General features: G+C 61.8%; 14 protein-coding genes and 1 other RNA gene. All 15 read right to left on the bottom strand.

From position 1 onward, the window contains the following. Positions 1-27 precede the first annotated feature (27 nt). The 15 genes from ftsA to rnpB all read right to left on the bottom strand — a co-directional run bounded on the left by ftsA (position 28) and on the right by rnpB (position 16,312). Positions 28-1,287, bottom strand: a complete 1,260-nt coding sequence (gene ftsA / locus VLA07_RS05300) for a cell division protein FtsA (protein WP_003228014.1) — start codon at positions 1,285-1,287, stop codon at positions 28-30. Positions 1,288-1,302: 15 nt separating this feature from the next. After that, positions 1,303-2,169: a cell division protein FtsQ/DivIB gene (locus VLA07_RS05295; RefSeq protein WP_007961636.1), complete on the bottom strand. Its 867-nt coding sequence runs from the start codon at positions 2,167-2,169 to the stop codon at positions 1,303-1,305. 4 nt (positions 2,170-2,173) lie between these two features. Continuing rightward, positions 2,174-3,148 (bottom strand): D-alanine--D-alanine ligase, encoded by a 975-nt coding sequence (locus VLA07_RS05290; protein ID WP_097086206.1) that lies wholly within the window; start codon positions 3,146-3,148, stop codon positions 2,174-2,176. Beyond that, a complete protein-coding gene (murC, locus tag VLA07_RS05285) occupies positions 3,145-4,605 on the bottom strand; it encodes a UDP-N-acetylmuramate--L-alanine ligase (RefSeq protein WP_007961634.1) in 1,461 nt (486 codons plus the stop codon). Before murC ends, VLA07_RS05290 begins: the two co-directional genes overlap by 4 nt. After that, complete coding sequence (gene murG, locus VLA07_RS05280; RefSeq protein WP_333988551.1) at positions 4,598-5,668, bottom strand: undecaprenyldiphospho-muramoylpentapeptide beta-N-acetylglucosaminyltransferase; 1,071 nt, start codon at positions 5,666-5,668, stop codon at positions 4,598-4,600. Before murG ends, murC begins: the two co-directional genes overlap by 8 nt. After that, positions 5,658-6,875, bottom strand: a complete 1,218-nt coding sequence (gene ftsW / locus VLA07_RS05275; RefSeq protein WP_003228018.1) for a putative lipid II flippase FtsW — start codon at positions 6,873-6,875, stop codon at positions 5,658-5,660. Before ftsW ends, murG begins: the two co-directional genes overlap by 11 nt. Continuing rightward, positions 6,872-8,218, bottom strand: a complete 1,347-nt coding sequence (gene murD, locus VLA07_RS05270) for a UDP-N-acetylmuramoyl-L-alanine--D-glutamate ligase (protein WP_135296531.1) — start codon at positions 8,216-8,218, stop codon at positions 6,872-6,874. The genes ftsW and murD overlap by 4 nt, the downstream gene beginning before the upstream one ends. Before the next feature lie 5 nt (positions 8,219-8,223). Further along, the gene (mraY, locus tag VLA07_RS05265) at positions 8,224-9,306 is read right to left on the bottom strand and encodes a phospho-N-acetylmuramoyl-pentapeptide-transferase (RefSeq protein WP_025109289.1); all 1,083 of its coding nucleotides are present in this window, start codon (positions 9,304-9,306) and stop codon (positions 8,224-8,226) included. Beyond that, positions 9,306-10,673 (bottom strand): UDP-N-acetylmuramoyl-tripeptide--D-alanyl-D-alanine ligase, encoded by a 1,368-nt coding sequence (locus VLA07_RS05260; protein WP_333988550.1) that lies wholly within the window; start codon positions 10,671-10,673, stop codon positions 9,306-9,308. The genes mraY and VLA07_RS05260 overlap by 1 nt, the downstream gene beginning before the upstream one ends. Next, positions 10,666-12,129 (bottom strand): UDP-N-acetylmuramoyl-L-alanyl-D-glutamate--2,6-diaminopimelate ligase, encoded by a 1,464-nt coding sequence (locus VLA07_RS05255; RefSeq protein ID WP_333988549.1) that lies wholly within the window; start codon positions 12,127-12,129, stop codon positions 10,666-10,668. The genes VLA07_RS05260 and VLA07_RS05255 overlap by 8 nt, the downstream gene beginning before the upstream one ends. Continuing rightward, entirely contained in the window at positions 12,129-13,868 is a 1,740-nt protein-coding gene (locus tag VLA07_RS05250; protein WP_179353344.1) for a peptidoglycan D,D-transpeptidase FtsI family protein, read from the bottom strand. The genes VLA07_RS05255 and VLA07_RS05250 overlap by 1 nt, the downstream gene beginning before the upstream one ends. Beyond that, on the bottom strand, positions 13,868-14,161 hold the full coding sequence (gene ftsL, locus VLA07_RS05245; RefSeq protein ID WP_007961627.1) for a cell division protein FtsL: 294 nt from the start codon (positions 14,159-14,161) through the stop codon (positions 13,868-13,870). The genes VLA07_RS05250 and ftsL overlap by 1 nt, the downstream gene beginning before the upstream one ends. Further along, on the bottom strand, positions 14,158-15,105 hold the full coding sequence (rsmH, locus tag VLA07_RS05240) for a 16S rRNA (cytosine(1402)-N(4))-methyltransferase RsmH (RefSeq protein ID WP_027612185.1): 948 nt from the start codon (positions 15,103-15,105) through the stop codon (positions 14,158-14,160). The genes ftsL and rsmH overlap by 4 nt, the downstream gene beginning before the upstream one ends. After that, positions 15,102-15,557 (bottom strand): division/cell wall cluster transcriptional repressor MraZ, encoded by a 456-nt coding sequence (mraZ, locus tag VLA07_RS05235; protein WP_003228026.1) that lies wholly within the window; start codon positions 15,555-15,557, stop codon positions 15,102-15,104. The genes rsmH and mraZ overlap by 4 nt, the downstream gene beginning before the upstream one ends. A gap of 401 nt (positions 15,558-15,958) precedes the next feature. Next, positions 15,959-16,312: RNase P RNA component class A (gene rnpB, locus VLA07_RS05230), an RNA gene on the bottom strand. Between the last annotated feature and the right edge of the window lie 65 nt (positions 16,313-16,377).

Genomic DNA, 16,377 nt, shown 5'->3' with positions numbered 1-16,377 from the left:
TTTTTGTAACGGTGTTGCGGTAAAGCTTTAGAAGTTGCCTTGAACCCACTTCTTCAATCGGTCCAGCAACGGCGCTTGTGGCTCATCGTTGCTGTAGCTGTCGCGACTGCCGATGCCCGAGAACGAGATCCCGTCGGACTGCTTCTGCAGGCCGTACATCAACAAGCCAACGCCAGTGGAATAAATCGGGTTGCGCACCACGTCATCCAGGCCTTTCACGCCATGCGGCACGCCCAGGCGCACCGGCATGTGGAAGATTTCTTCAGCCAGTTCGGTGGCACCTTCCATCTTCGACGTACCGCCGGTCAGGACGATGCCCGCCGGGATCAGGTCTTCGTAGCCGCTGCGACGCAGTTCGGCCTGGATCAGGGTGAACAGTTCGTCGTAACGCGGCTCGACCACTTCGGCCAGGGCCTGACGCGACAGTTCGCGCGGTGGACGGTCGCCAACGCTCGGCACCTTGATGGTTTCGCCGGCACCGGCCAGTTTGGCCAGGGCGCAGGCGTAGCGGATCTTGATCTCTTCGGCGTACTGGGTCGGGGTGCGCAACGCCATGGCGATGTCGTTGGTCACCTGATCACCGGCAATCGGGATCACCGCGGTGTGGCGGATCGCGCCTTCGGTGAAGATCGCGATGTCGGTGGTGCCGCCGCCGATGTCGACCAGGCACACGCCCAGCTCTTTTTCGTCGTCGGTCAGTACCGAGTAGGCCGAGGCCAGTTGCTCGAGAATGATGTCGTCGATTTCCAGACCGCAGCGACGCACGCATTTTTCAATGTTCTGGGCAGCATTGACGGCGCAGGTGACCACGTGAACCTTGGCTTCCAGACGGACGCCGGACATGCCCAGAGGCTCGCGGACGCCTTCCTGGTTATCGATCACGTAATCCTGCGGCAGGGTGTGCAGCACGCGCTGGTCAGCCGGGATCGCCACGGCCTGGGCGGCGTCGAGTACGCGCTCCAGGTCAGCCGAGCTCACTTCGCGATCACGAATCGCCACGATGCCGTGGGAGTTCAGGCTGCGGATGTGATTGCCGGCCACGCCGACGAACGCCGAGTGAATGCGGCAGCCCGCCATCAGTTGGGCTTCTTCGATCGCGCGCTGGATCGATTGCACGGTGGACTCGATGTTCACCACCACGCCCTTCTTCAGGCCGCGGGACGGGTGAGTACCGATACCGACGATTTCCAGCGTGCCGTCGTCCGCGACCTCGCCTACCAGCGCCACCACCTTGGAGGTGCCGATATCCAGACCGACGATCATTTTGCCGCTTTGCACGTTTGCCATGGGTCCTGCCTCTTCTTAATTCTTTGCGACAGCGGGTTGGGCTGTCGTCGGCGCTACTGGTTCCCGCCAGCCAACAGCGAGGCCGTTGGCGTAGCGCAGATCGATGCGCGCAATGTTCGTAATCTGGTCTTTAAGCGTCTTGTCATAGATGGCAATGAAGCGGCGCATCTTTTCCACCAGGTTGCCGCGTCCCAGCAGCAACTCGATGCCGGGGCCGGAGCTGCCGGCACCGGTGGTCAGGAACCAGCTGCCACGTTCACGCAGTTCCAGGCGCGCGATCGAGAAGCCCAGCGGCCGGAGCATCTGGCTCAGCACCTGATACTGCTGCATCACTTGCTGCTGGGCCCGTTGTGGGCCGAACAGCTGTGGCAGGTGTTCGTAGTTCGCCAACTCCTTTGGCGTGAAGGCCTGACCCTGGTTGTTGAGCAGCGACTCGTCGCCCCAACGGGCCACCGGCAGTTGCTCTTCGAGGCGGATCACCACCTGATCCGGCCACACCCGGCGTACTTCGGCGTGGGCGATCCAGGGCATCTGCTCAAGCTCGGTACGCATGCTGGCCAGATCAATGGTGAAGAAGCTCGACGCCACGTACGGGGCGATTCGCTGCTGCACCGCTTGCTGACTGATGTAGCTCAGGTCGCCCTGCACGGCGATCTTGGTGATCGGCCGGTCGGCATACGGCAGCAAACGCTGCGCGCCTTCGTAGGTACCGAACCCGAGCGCCACCAGCAGCACCGGCCAGAACAGGCTTTTCAGAAAGCCGAAATTGGCTTTCGGCAGGCGCGCGGACATCGGCTCTTTGGCCACCATTCGGCTGGCACCCCGCGGCACCGGCTTGCGGCCGGGTGCGGGTGGCTGATGTCTGAGATGAGCGCCTTGCATGGTCTTAACCTCGCGCCTCTGTGTTACCGGAGCCTTCAACACTGGCGGCCAGAATGGCCAGAACCAGTTGCTGGAAGTCCAGACCGGCAGCACGGGCCGCCATCGGCACCAGACTGTGATCGGTCATGCCCGGTGCGGTGTTCACTTCCAGGAACCAGAACTGTCCGTCGGCGTCCTGCATCACGTCCGCCCTGCCCCAACCGGCAATACCCAGCGCCTCACAGGCCTTGGCCGTGAGATCCATGAGTTCTTGCTCTTTGGCGGCATCCAGCCCGCACGGAATGCGGTACTGGGTATCGTTGGCGATGTACTTGGCGTCGTAGTCGTAGAACGTGTGCGGTGTACCCAGGGCGATAGGAGGCAACACCTGGTCACGCAGGGTGGCGATGGTGAACTCCGGACCTTGAATCCATTGTTCAACCAAGACTTGCGAATCGTAGGTACTGGCCGCTTTCCATGCGTCGATCAACTCGGACGCAGAACTCACTTTGGCCATCCCGATACTTGAACCTTCATGCGCCGGTTTGACGATCAAAGGGAAGCCCAGTTCCGTCGCCGCGCAAATACAATCGGCTTCGCTGCACAGCACGGCGTGACGCGGCGTCGGAATCCCGAGGCTGTGCCAGACCTGCTTGGTGCGCAGTTTGTCCATCGCCAGTGCCGAAGCGAGGATGCCGCTGCCGGTGTAGGGAATGCCGGCGCATTCGAGCAGGCCCTGCATCGAGCCGTCTTCACCGCCACGACCGTGGAGAATGATGAACGCGCGGTCGATCTTTTCATTCAGCAGACGCTGCAGAAAATCCTCGCCGACGTCGATCCCGAACGCGTCCACGCCCGCGCTTTGCAGCGCGTCGAGCACGGCGTTACCGGATTTCAGCGAAACCTCACGCTCGGCACTCATGCCACCGAACAGCACGGCGACACGGCCGAAATCTTTCGGCGCGATGGTGGAGAACAGGTTGGCGTAGGCAGCAGTCATTTCAACTTCCCCTCGACCGACGCAGCCACGGCGCCGGCGAACAATTCACTTTTCAACAGCTTCGGCGCGAGACCGCCGATATCCCCGGCGCCCTGGCACAGCAGGATGTCGCCGGCACGCAGCAGCGGCTTGACCAGCGGCGCGAGGTCGACACCGCGCTCGATGTAGATCGGGTCGAGCTGACCACGCTGACGGATGCTGTTGCACAGCTTGCGGCTGTCCGCGCCCGGGATCGGCTCTTCGCCGGCGGGATAGACTTCCATCAGCAGCAGCACGTTGGCATCGGCCAGTACATTGACGAAATCGTCGTACAGGTCGCGGGTGCGGCTGTAACGGTGCGGCTGGTAGACCATCACCAGACGGCGCTCCGGCCAGCCACCGCGCACGGCTTTGATCACGGCGGCGACTTCGGTCGGGTGGTGACCGTAGTCGTCGACCAGCATCACGTTGCCGCCGTCCACCGGCAGTTCGCCATAGACCTGGAAGCGTCGGCCAACGCCCTGGAACCCGGACAGGCCCTGGACGATGGCTTCGTCGCTGACGCCTTCGTCGGTGGCGATGCAGATGGTCGCCAGCGAGTTGAGCACGTTGTGGTTGCCCGGCATGTTCACCGACACATCGAGCGGCTCGCGATCCGGGCGCAGCACAGTGAAGAAGGTCTGCATGCCTTGCTGGCGCACATTGATCGCGCGCACGTCGGCGTCTTCGCTGAAGCCGTAGGTCACGGTCGGACGCTTGACCAATGGCAGGATTTCGCGCACCACCGGATCGTCCAGGCACATCACAGCCAAACCGTAGAACGGCAGGTTATGCAGGAACTCGACGAAGGTTTTCTTCAGCTTGTTGAAGTCACCGTCGTAGGTCGCCATGTGGTCGGCGTCGATGTTGGTGACCACGGCCACCAGCGGTTGCAGGTGCAGGAAACTTGCGTCGCTTTCGTCGGCTTCGGCGATCAGGTAGCGGCTGGTGCCGAGCTGGGCATTGGTGCCCGCGGCATTCAGACGACCACCGATGACGAAGGTCGGGTCCAGGCCACCAGCGGCGAACACCGAAGCGATCAGGCTGGTGGTGGTGGTTTTGCCATGAGTACCGGCGACGGCGATGCCGTGGCGATAGCGCATCAGCTCGGCGAGCATCTCGGCACGCGGTACCACCGGGATACGACGCTCAAGGGCGGTCGCCACTTCCGGGTTGGAGGTGTTCACAGCGCTGGAAACCACCAGCACATCGGCGGTCGCAGCGTTCTCGGCACGGTGGCCGATATAGATGTGCGCACCGAACGATTCCAGACGCTCGGTCACCGGCGAAGCCTTCAGGTCGGAACCGGACACTTCGTAGCCCAGGTTCAGCAACACTTCGGCAATCCCGCACATGCCCACGCCGCCGATACCGACGAAGTGGATACGACGGATGCGGCGCATTTCCGGTTGTGGCATGGCTTTCTGATTCTCAACCATGAGCCACCTCCAGACAGGTATCGACCACGCTACGGGTGGCATCGGGTTTGGCCAGACGGCGGGCCGCTTGGGCCATTTCTTCGAGTCGTTGCGGTTGCATCAAGACCTCTGTCAGGCGCGCGGCAAGGTCCGCGGCACCAGTCGTTCTTTGCGGCATCACGAAGGCTGCGCCTTCACGGGCCAAATAATCGGCGTTGCGGGTCTGGTGATCGTCGATCGCGTGGGGCAAAGGCACCAGCATCGAGGGCAGACCAACGGCAGCCAGCTCACTGATGGTCAGCGCGCCAGCGCGGCACACCACCAGGTCAGCCCAGCCATAGGCTTGGGCCATGTCTTTGATAAAGGGCTGCACCTGCGCATCCACGCCGGCGGCGCGGTAGCGCTCTGCAGTCACTTCATCGTGGTTTTTGCCGGCCTGATGAAACACTTCCGGACGCAAATCGGCAGGGACTTGCGCCAAGGCTTCAGGCAGCAACTTGTTCAACGGTTCTGCGCCCAGGCTTCCGCCGAGGATCAGCAAACGCGCTTTGCGCCCGGCCAGAGCCGGTCGCGATGTTTCGAGGAACAGCTCGCTGCGCACCGGGTTTCCGGTGGTACGGCGGGTGTCCGACAGAGTAAAGGTGTCGGGGAACGCTTCACACACCCGGGCGGCGAACGGCACCAGCAACCGATTGGCGGTGCCGGCCACGGCGTTCTGCTCGTGAACGATCACCGGCACACCGGCCAGTTTCGCGGCAATCCCGCCAGGCCCGGTCACATAACCACCGAAGCCGACCACGCAGACTGGACGCAACTTGCGAATCAGCGCCCGCGCCTGCCACACCGACTTGAGCAACATGAACGGTGCCTTGAGCAGCGACAGCTTGCCCTTGCCTCGCAACCCAGTGGCATTGATGCGGTGCAGTTCCAGACCTGCAGCCGGCACCAGTTCGTTTTCGATTCCGCGTGGCGTGCCGAGCCAGTGCACGGTGTAGCCGCGCGCCTGGAATTCGCGGGCACAGGACAGCGCCGGGAACACGTGGCCGCCGGTGCCGCCGGCCATGATCAATACGTTAGCGCCCATGGTTCGGCTCCTCGGCGAAGTCGCTCTCATGGAACTCCATCTCTTCACTGCCCAGGTGGGTTCGACTCTCCCACTCGATCCTCAGCAACAAGCCAAGGCAGGCGCAGCAGATCACCAGGGAACTGCCGCCGTAACTGAGGAACGGCAGGGTCAGGCCCTTGGTCGGCAGCAGGCCGACGTTCACGCCGATGTTGATCAGGAACTGACCGATCCACAGGAACGACAGACCGTAAGCCACATAAGCGGCGAAGAACTGCTTGGCCTTCTCGGCCCACAGACCGATGTACATGCCGCGAATACACACGAAGACGAACAGCGCGACGGTGCACAGCGAACCGACGGCGCCCAGCTCTTCGGCCAACACCGAGAACACGAAGTCGGTGTGTGCTTCAGGCAGGTAGAACTGCTTCTGTACGCTGTTGCCCAGGCCAACGCCCAGCCACTCACCGCGACCGAAGGCGATCAACGCCTGCGACAATTGATAACCGGCGCCGAACTGGTCGGCCCACGGGTCGGCGAAGTTGGTCAGACGTGCCATCCGGTACGGCTGCATCTGAATCAGCAGCACCACGGCCCCGACGGCCAATACCACCATCAGCGAGAAGCGGAACAGCCCGACCCCGCCGAGGAACAGCATCGCCGCCGCAGCCCCCATCATTACCACGGTGGCACCGAAGTCCGGCTCCATCAGCAACAGACCCGCCATCGGCAGCAGCACGATGAACGGCTTGAAAAAGCCCATCCAGCTCTCGCGCACTTCTTTCTGCCGGCGTACCAGATACCCGGCGAGGTAGATCACCACGAAGACCTTGGCGATCTCCGACGGTTGCACGTTGAAGAAGCTGAAACCGATCCAGCGCATCGACCCGTTCACTTCACGGCCGATCCCCGGGACGATCACCATCACCAGCAGACCGAATGCGCCGATCAGCATCATCCAGCCCAGACGCTGCCAGGTGGCAATCGGAATCATCATGGTGATGATGCACGCGCCGAGGCCTAGCGCCACGTAGATCAGGTGGCGAATCATGTAATACAGCGCGCTGCCCGACTGCGCCGCCGCCACTTCAGTGGAGGCCGAGGCGATCATGATCAGGCCCAGGCCCAGGAGCGCCAGGCAACCGGCGAGCATCGGGAAGTCGAGGTCGATGCCACGCCCGGTGATGATCGGCGACGGGTACGGCTTGATGATATTGCGCAGGCTCATGCCAGATCCTCCACGGCGCGGACGAACTGGTGACCACGGTCTTCGTAATTCTTGAACATGTCGAAACTGGCGCAGGCCGGCGACAGCAGCACCACGTCACCCGGCTGGGCGACTGCGCGGCACTGCGCAACGGCGTCGACCAGCGAGGTCGCGCGAATCAGTGGCACGGCGTCACCGATAGCCTCACCGATCTTGTCGGAGTCGCGGCCCATCAGGATCACGGCGCGGCAGTTGGCCGCCACTGGATCACGCAGATCCTTGAACTCGGCGCCCTTGCCGTCGCCACCGGCGATCAGCACGACCTTGCCGTCGATGTCCGCACCCAGGCCTTCGATGGCAGCCAGAGCGGCGCCGACGTTGGTGGCTTTGGAATCGTTGTAGTAACCGACGCCGTCGAGATCACGCAGCCACTGGCAGCGGTGTTCGAGGCCGGTGAAGTTACGCAGGGCATCAAGCATGGCGTCGAACGGCAGGCCGACCGCATGTCCCAGCGCCAGCGCCGCGAGGGCGTTCGCCTGGTTATGCGCGCCGCGCACTTTCAGTTCGCGCACCGGCATCAGGTTCTGGAATTCGAAGGCCAGGTATTTCTCGCCGTCTTCTTCGCGCAGGCCGAAGGCCTTGAAATCCGGTTTGTTCAGGCCGAAGGTCCAGCAAGGCTGGCCTTCGCCGATCAGCGGACGACTGAGTGCATCCTGACGGTTGACCACGAACTGCTTCGCACCACGGAAGATCCGGTGTTTGGCCAGGTGATACGCTGGCAGGCCGCTGTAGCGGTCCATGTGGTCTTCGCTGATGTTCAACACGGTGGCCACTTCAGCGTTGAGCTGGTCGGTGGTTTCCAGCTGGAAGCTCGACAGCTCCATCACGTACAGCTCGACGTCATCACTGAGCAATTCCAGCGCTGGCGTACCGAGGTTGCCGCCGACCGCGACGCGTTTACCGGCCGCAGCCGCCATCTCGCCGACCAGGGTGGTGACGGTGCTTTTCGCGTTGGATCCGGTGATGGCCACGATCGGCGCCCGCGCGTTACGCGCGAACAACTCGATGTCGCCGGCCATTTTCACACCACGGGCGGCAGCGGCTTGCAGGGCCGGGGTCGCCAGCGCCAGGCCAGGGCTCACGTAGAGCTCGTCGGCACGGCACAGGAATTCGACGTCCAGCTCGCCACAACGCACTTCCACGTGCGGATAGTCACGCTTGAGCGTGGCCAGTTCCGGTGGATTGTCCCGCGTATCGGCGACGGCAAACGACACGCCCCGGTTCGCCAGGAAGCGAACCAGGGACATGCCGCTCTTGCCGAGGCCGACAACGATGCGGAAGTGGTCAGAAGCGATCAGAGACACTCGTTCTACCTCAGCTTCAGGGTGGCAAGGCCGATAAGCACGAGAATCACGGTGATGATCCAGAAACGGACGATCACGCGTGGCTCGGGCCAGCCCTTGAGTTCAAAGTGGTGGTGAATCGGAGCCATGCGGAACACACGGCGACCGGTCAGCTTGAAGGACGCAACCTGAATGACGACCGACAGGGTCTCCATCACGAACACGCCGCCCATGATGAACAGGACGATTTCCTGACGGACGATCACTGCGATGGTGCCCAGTGCCGCGCCCAGTGCCAGAGCACCGACATCGCCCATGAACACTTGCGCCGGGTAAGTGTTGAACCAGAGGAATCCGAGGCCGGCACCGATCAGTGCGCCGCAGAACACGATCAGTTCGCCCGCACCCGGCACGTAAGGGATCAGCAGGTATTCAGCGAATTTCACGTTACCCGACAGGTAGCAGAAGATCCCCAGACCGCCGCCGACCATCACGGTTGGCATGATCGCCAGACCGTCGAGGCCGTCGGTCAGGTTGACCGCGTTGCTCGAACCGACGATCACGAAGTAGGTCAGCACGATGAAACCGGCCCCCAGCGGAATGCTGTAGTCCTTGAGCATGGGCAGGATCAGCGTGGTCTCCACCGGCGTGGTCGCGGTCATATAAAGGAAGATCGCTGCGCCCAGGCCAAAGACCGACTGCCAGAAATATTTCCAGCGGCTTGGCAAGCCACGGGAGTTCTTCTCGATCACTTTGCGGTAATCGTCGACCCAGCCGATGGCGCCGAACAGCAGAGTCACCAGCAGAACGACCCACACGTAGCGGTTGCTCAGGTCAGCCCACAACAGAGTGCTGACACCGATGGAAGACAGAATCAACGCGCCGCCCATGGTCGGCGTACCCGACTTGGACAGGTGCGATTGCGGGCCATCGTTACGAACGGACTGGCCGATCTGACGGTTCTGCAGGGTGCGGATCATCCACGGGCCATAGCACAGCGACAAAACCAGCGCGGTCAGCACACCGAGGATCCCGCGCAGGGTCAGGTACTGGAAGACCGCGAAGCCTTTGTAGAACTGTTGCAGATACTCCGCTAGCAGCAGCAGCATTAATGTTTCTCCAGACTGGACCCGCACAGAGCCGCAACGATGTTTTCCATCGCTGCACTGCGCGAACCCTTGATCAAAATGGTGGTATTTGTGTCCTGCTCGGCGTCGAGGGCCTGGATCAGTTCGGCTTGCGTGCCGAAGTGATGCGCCTCTTTGCCGAATGCGTTCACGGCGTGGACCATGTTCGGCCCGACCGCGTAAAGCGCGGAAACCTTGCCCCGGGCGTATTCGCCCACGTCGCGGTGCCCCTGCTCCGCCCAGTCGCCCAACTCGCCGATATCTCCGAGCACCAGGACGGTGCGGCCGGAAAAGCCGGCGAGTATATCAACGGCAGCGCACATGGAGGTGGGGTTTGCGTTGTAAGTGTCATCGATCACGCGCATGCCGTTCTTCGCCAGTTGCGCGACGGTGCGACCCTTGACCGGTTGTACCGCGCCAAGCCCGGTGGCGATGCCGAACAGCGACACGCCCAGGGCGTGAGCGGCAGCGGCGGCAGCCATGGCGTTGGCGACGTTATGGGTGCCGAGCAGGTTCAGTTGAACGTGCTCCACACCTTCAGGTGTATGCAGGTTGAAGGCCGGGCAACCCCGGGCATCGGTGCTCAGGTCGCTGGCGTAGAAATCTGCCTGAGGATTGTTCAGGGAGAAGGTCAGCACTTTGCGTGCGCCGGCGCGGAGCTTCCAGATACCAAAGGCCTTGTCATCGAGGTTGAGCACGGCGACGCCATCCGCTGCCAGCCCGTCGATGATCTCGCCTTTGGCTTCGACGATTTTTTCCGGCCCGCCGAACTCGCCAACGTGAGCGGTACCGGCGTTGTTGAGGATCGCCACGTGTGGCTTGGTCAGCCCGACGGTGTAGGCGATTTCGCCCAGACGCGAAGCGCCCAGTTCGATTACGGCGGCGGTGTGTTCCGGGGCCAGTTCGAGCAGGGTCAGCGGTGCGCCCAGATCATTGTTCAGATTGCCGCGCGTCGCCAGCACCGGACCGCGGGTACGCAGGATGCTCGCGAGCATTTCCTTGACCGTGGTCTTGCCGCTGGAGCCAGTGATGGCCGCGACTGGCTGGGTGAATGCGGCACGGTTCAACGCACCCAACTGGCCGAGGGCCTGGCGGGTGTCCTTGACCAGCAGTTGCGGCAAGGTGCTGTCGACGACTTCGCGCTCGACCAGTGCCGCCACCGCGCCTTTGCCGGAGACGTCATTCAGATAGTCGTGACCATCGAAGCGCGGCCCGGTCAGGGCAATAAACAGTTGGCCAGCGGTGATCGCACGGCTGTCGATGCTGACGCCATCAAAACTGGCGTCGCTGCTGATCAGACGGGCATCGAGCACGTTGGTCAGTTCGCTCAATGTCAGGGCCTTAAGCATGGGCCACCTCCCACGCGGTGAGGGCATGATCGGCCTCGACCAGATCGGAGAAAGCGTGCCGCTCGTCGTTGATTTCCTGATAGTCCTCGTGACCTTTACCGGCCAGCACGATCACGTCATCCGCCGAAGCACCGGCGATCATCTGGGCGATCGCCTGACCACGGCCGGCGACGAAAGTAACTTTATCCACAGCGCTGAAACCGGCGCGGATGTCGTCGAAAATCTGCGCCGGGTCTTCCGTGCGCGGGTTGTCATCGGTGACCAGTACACGATCAGCCAGACGCTCGACCACTTCGGCCATCAGCGGACGCTTGCCGCGATCACGATCACCGCCACAGCCGAACAGGCACAGCAACTGGCCTTTGACGTGTGGGCGCAATGCAGTCAGAACTTTTTCCAGGGCATCCGGGGTGTGGGCGTAATCGACCACCACCAGCGGCTGAGTGCCGCCACCCAGACGCTGCATGCGTCCGGCCGGGCCTTCGAGTTTCGGCAGCACCTTGAGAATTTCGTCGAGAGCATAATCCAGACCGAGCAAGGCGCCGACCGCCGCCAGTACGTTGCTCAGGTTGAATCGACCGAGCAGCGTGCTGCGCAGATGATGTTCGCCCTGCGGCGTGACCAGCGTGGCGCGTACGCCGTGGTCATCGAACTGCGCTTCACGGCAGAACAGGTAGGCGCTGCTGTCGAGCAGGCTGTAGGTGATCAGGCGCGAATCGCGTTTTTCGGCGGCCAGTTGCCGACCAAAATCGTCGTCGAGGTTGACCACGCGGCACTTCAGGTCATTCCAGGCGAACAGCTTGGCCTTGGCCTCGGCATACGCCTCCATGGTGCCGTGATAATCCAGGTGATCGCGGGACAGGTTGGTCATCACCGCGACGTCGAACGCCAATGCGGTAACGCGGCCCTGGTCCAGACCGTGTGACGAGACTTCCATGGCCACGGCTTTGGCCCCGGCCTTTTTCAGGTCGCCCAAGGTTGCTTGCACGGCAATCGGATTCGGCGTGGTGTGCAGGCCGCTTTCCAGCGCGCCATAGAAGCCGGAGCCCAGCGTACCGACGATGCCGCAGTGCTGACCGAGCAGATCCAGTGCCTGCGCGACCAGTTGGGTCACGCTGGTCTTGCCGTTGGTGCCAGTGACCCCGACCAGGTTCAGGTGATGGCTCGGTTCGCCATAAAAGCGCCCGGCGATGTCGGACAGCTGCGCCGCCAGGCCTTTGACCGGAATCAACGGCACTTCGGTGATCGGCAGCACGGTGGCACCTTCCACTTCATAGGCAACCGCCGCCGCGCCACGCTGCAAGGCATCGGCGATGTGCGCACGGCCATCGAACTTGCCGCCCGGCACGGCGAGAAACAGGTCACCGGCGCGTACGTTGCGGCTGTCCAGCGCCAATTCACGGATCAACAGATCGTGGCCGGCGTGGGGGAATATCTTGTTCAGACTCAGAGACATCAGCCGCGCCCTCCATTGGCTTTCAGCGGAACGGCCGGCGTAGCGTTGGCCTGTTGGGTGGTCGGCAGGTTGTCCGGGGTCACGTTCATCAGACGCAGGGTGCCGGACATCACACGGCTGAACACCGGCGCCGAAACCAGACCACCAAAGTAACCGGCCTTGGACGGTTCATCGATCACCACCACGATGGCGTAACGCGGATCGCTCATCGGGCCGAAACCGGCGAACAGCGAACGGTACGAGTTTTCGGCGTAGCCCTTGGTGCCCACCGACGTTTTACGTGCAGTACCCGACTTGCCGGCCACGTGATACGCCGGCACCTGCGCACGGAACACGCCGCGCGGTGCTTCAATCACTTGCTGCAGCATGCCTTGCATGGTTTTCGCGACCGCTTCCGGCAGTACCTGGGTGGTCTGCGGCGGCTTGTCGGTTTTGATCAGGGTCAGCGGTGCGAGACGGCCATTGTTGGCCAGTGCCGAGAACGCGTGCACCAGCTGGATCGCGGTCACGGAAATACCGTAGCCGTAAGACAGCGTCGCGGTTTCAGCCTTGCGCCATTCACGGTAGTTCGGCAGGTTGCCGACGCGTTCGCCCGGGAAGCCGAGGCCGGTGTCCTGGCCGAGGCCGACCTTCTGTGCGAGGCGGAAAATGGTTTCGCCACCAATATCGAACGCGACCTTACTCATGCCGACGTTACTGGAATTGATCAGGATGCCGGTCAGGTCGAGTACCGGACCTTCGGTCTTCGACACGTCCTTGATGGTGTACTTGCCGATCTGCAGGGAGCCCGGGTACACCTCGACGGTGTCGCTCGGTTTCCAGCGGCCGGTTTCGATCGCGGCACTCATCGAGATCGCTTTCATGGTCGAACCCGGTTCGAACACGTCGATCATCGCGCGGTTACGCATCATCGCCGGCTGCAGGTTGCGCCGGTTGTTCGGATTGTAGGTCGGCTGGTTGACCATGGCGAGAATCTCGCCGGTCTTCACGTCCATGATCACCAGGCTGCCGGCCTTGGCGCCGTTCTCGATGATCGCGTTGCGCAGCTCGCGGTTGGCCAGGTATTGCAGACGCAGGTCAATCGACAACGCCAAGGGCTTGCCGGCCTTGGCGTTCTTGGTGACCTGGACATCCTTGATCAGCCGACCGCGCCGATCCTTGATGACCTGCCGCTTGCCCGGGACACCGGCCAGCCACTCGTCGTAGGCCAGCTCGACGCCTTCACGCCCGTGATCGTCAATGTCGGTAAAGCCGACCATGTGCGCGGTAACTTCACCGGCCGGATAGAAGCGGCGGAATTCTTCGATGCCGTAAACGCCCGGCACTTTCAGATCGAGCACAGCCTGGCCCTGCTCGGGGGTCAGCCCGCGCACCAGATAAATGAACTCTTTGTTGGCCTGGGCTTCGAGACGTTCGGCCAGGGCTTTCGGATCCTGCCCCAGCGCAGCGGCCAGCGCCGGCCACTTCTCTTTGGCGGTCTGCATTTCCTTGGCGTTGGCCCACAGGGTCGTCACCGGGGTGCTCACGGCCAACGGCTCGCCGTTACGGTCGGTGATCAGACCACGGTGAGCAGGAATCGGAATATGACGCAGGCTGCGCGCATCGCCCTGACCTTTGAGGAAGTCACGGTCAACCACTTGCAGGTCGATGATGCGCCAGCAGATCGCCGCAACCATCACGCCCAGCAGTGCCACCATCAGGCGGAAGCGCCACGGAAAGAGTGCCCCTTCGAGTTTCATCATGGCGCCACCATCTTCACGTCAGCCGCGCCAGGGATGTGCATTTTCAGTTGTTCGGTGGCCAGCACTTCGATGCGGCTGTGCGCAGTCCAGGTGCTTTGCTCGAGAATCAGGCGCCCCCACTCGGCCTGCGCCTTGTCGCGCACGCTGAGTTCGTTATAAAGATTGTTGAGCAACTGCCGGTTCCAGTGCGCGCTGTAAGACACGCCGATGGCCGACACGAGCACGCCGATAAACAGCAGCAGCATGATAAAGCTGCCGCCCGGCAGGGGCTTGGCGAAAAGCTTGCTCACCGCAACTTCTCCGCGACACGCATGACAGCGCTACGGGAACGTGGGTTGGCTTTGAGTTCGGCGTCGGAGGCCGTCTGCGCTTTGCCGTGGATTTTGATTTTCGGTTCGAACGCCACGTGGCGCACCGGCAGGTTGCGCGGCAGGTTGTCAGCTTCGCCTTTCACCAGCTTGCGCATGAACAGTTTGACGATGCGGTCTTCCAGCGAGTGGAAGCTGATGACCACCAGACGGCCACCGATCTCCAGAGCATCCAGTGCGGCTTCGAGGCCGGCTTCCAGATCGCCCAGTTCGTTGTTGACGTGAATGCGCAAACCCTGGAATGCACGGGTCGCCGGGTTCTTGCCCTTCTCCCACGCCGGGTTGGCGACCTTCAAGACTTCAGCCAGATCAGCGGTGCGCTCGAACGGCTTGATGTCGCGGCGCTCGGCCACGGCACGGGCCATGCGCCCGGAGAAACGTTCTTCGCCGTATTCCTTGAACACCCGGGCGATTTCTTCCACCGGCGCGGTGTTGACGAACTCGGCGGCGCTGATGCCACGGGACGGATCCATCCGCATGTCCAGCGGGCCGTCGTTAAGGAAACTGAAGCCGCGCTCGGCGTCGTCGAGCTGCGGCGAAGACACGCCGAGATCGAGCAGGATACCGCTGACCTTGCCGCTCAGACCTCGCTCGGCAACCACCGAACCCAGCTCGGCAAAGCTGCGCTGCACAACGACAAAGCGGCCGTCTTCGGCCGCTAGCGTTTGCCCGGTGGCAATCGCTTGTGGATCTTTGTCGAACCCGATGAGTCGACCGTCCGTCCCGAGCTGGCTGAGGATCAGCCGACTGTGCCCGCCGCGCCCGAACGTACCGTCCAGATAGCAGCCATCAGGACGTACGGCGAGAGCCTCGACGGCTTCGTCAAGCAGTACGGTGATGTGGTTAAAGCCGCTATCAATAGTCACAGGATCAAATCACGCAGTTCGTCAGGCATGGCGCCCGGTTGTTGAATAGCAGCAAGGTCAGCGGCAGACACCGCGTTCCATGCATCCTCGTCCCACAATTGGAACTTGTTCAGTTGGCCCACCAGCATCGCTTTCTTATCAAGCTTGGCGTATTCGCGCAGACGCGGTGGAACCAGAAAACGACCACTGCCGTCGAGTTCGAGGTCGACGGCATTACCAATCAATAAACGCTGCAGGCGACGGTTCTCTTCGCGAAGCGAAGGGAGTGCGCGCAACTTGGTTTCAATGATTTCCCACTCGTCGAGCGGGTAGACACACAGGCACGGATCAACGGCATCAATGGTCACGATCAATTGGCCGGAACTACGCGAAACGAGCTCGTCACGGTACCGGCTCGGCATGGCGAGACGGCCCTTTGCATCGAGACTGATAGCGTTAGCTCCGCGAAACACGTCAGCGTTTCTCCAATTTTTATCGTTTTGAGCTCAAAAAACCCACTTCATGCCACTTTCCGCCACTTGCGCACACTATAGGAATGCGCCCACCACACCGTCAAGGCGCGGATCAAAGGAAAACCCTTACAGAACGGAGATTTAGGAGCTTAAAAGGAGGGGTAACGACAAATTGGCGGACACTTTTGACCAATAACTTGATGCAGCACTGAAAGCTGCGCTCGGAAGTTAAAGTAATTTGTTAAGAGTAAGATTTTTTCGGTATTACAAAAGCGCTTCTGCTGTTGATTGAAGCAAGGTGGGAAATGGCTATTACTGCATTTGCCGCTGCCGGACTTTAGCGCAGGCCTGCCGATAATAACCAGCCCTGATGCCATTGATTCAAGCAGGGAAAGAAAAAGGTGGAGAGTCGATCTGTAAGCCGGGTTCTGTCTTGAACAGTCATTCGTCTACGATGGCCATCACTGGACATCTTTAGCAACCTACCCGGTCCCAGCGCGGGCCACGCCTTGGGACCCTATTTGGTCTTGCTCCAAGTGGGGTTTACCTAGCCACGAACTGTTGCCAGACGTGCGGTGCGCTCTTACCGCACCTTTTCACCCTTACCGGCGCCGAAGCGCTTAGGCGGTTATTTTCTGTGGCACTTTCCGTAGGCTCACGCCTCCCAGGCATTACCTGGCACTTCGCCCTATGGAGCCCGGACTTTCCTCCCCCCCCTAATTTTCATAGAGGGCAGCGACTGTCCGATCGACTCTCCGCCGCGCAGGTTAACGGCAGAGCGCCCGAAGAACAAGCGCTAATAGCCGTGAAACCCGTCTGC

Origin of the sequence: Pseudomonas sp. S3(2024), from assembly GCF_036861315.1 — a bacterium.
GTDB classification, from domain to species: Bacteria; Pseudomonadota; Gammaproteobacteria; order Pseudomonadales; family Pseudomonadaceae; genus Aquipseudomonas; species Aquipseudomonas putida_A.
This window is presented reverse-complemented; position numbering and strand designations above follow the sequence as displayed.

Coding starts and splice junctions, on each gene's coding strand:
- ftsW (WP_003228018.1), bottom strand. CDS start 6,875: ATGAGCCTGCGCAATATCATCAAGCCGTACCCGTCGCCGATCATCACC.
- VLA07_RS05290 (WP_097086206.1), bottom strand. CDS start 3,148: ATGACTGCTGCCTACGCCAACCTGTTCTCCACCATCGCGCCGAAAGAT.
- ftsA (WP_003228014.1), bottom strand. CDS start 1,287: ATGGCAAACGTGCAAAGCGGCAAAATGATCGTCGGTCTGGATATCGGC.
- murC (WP_007961634.1), bottom strand. CDS start 4,605: ATGGTTGAGAATCAGAAAGCCATGCCACAACCGGAAATGCGCCGCATC.
- VLA07_RS05295 (WP_007961636.1), bottom strand. CDS start 2,169: ATGCAAGGCGCTCATCTCAGACATCAGCCACCCGCACCCGGCCGCAAG.
- VLA07_RS05260 (WP_333988550.1), bottom strand. CDS start 10,673: ATGCTTAAGGCCCTGACATTGAGCGAACTGACCAACGTGCTCGATGCC.
- murG (WP_333988551.1), bottom strand. CDS start 5,668: ATGGGCGCTAACGTATTGATCATGGCCGGCGGCACCGGCGGCCACGTG.
- VLA07_RS05250 (WP_179353344.1), bottom strand. CDS start 13,868: ATGAAACTCGAAGGGGCACTCTTTCCGTGGCGCTTCCGCCTGATGGTG.
- VLA07_RS05255 (WP_333988549.1), bottom strand. CDS start 12,129: ATGTCTCTGAGTCTGAACAAGATATTCCCCCACGCCGGCCACGATCTG.
- mraY (WP_025109289.1), bottom strand. CDS start 9,306: ATGCTGCTGCTGCTAGCGGAGTATCTGCAACAGTTCTACAAAGGCTTC.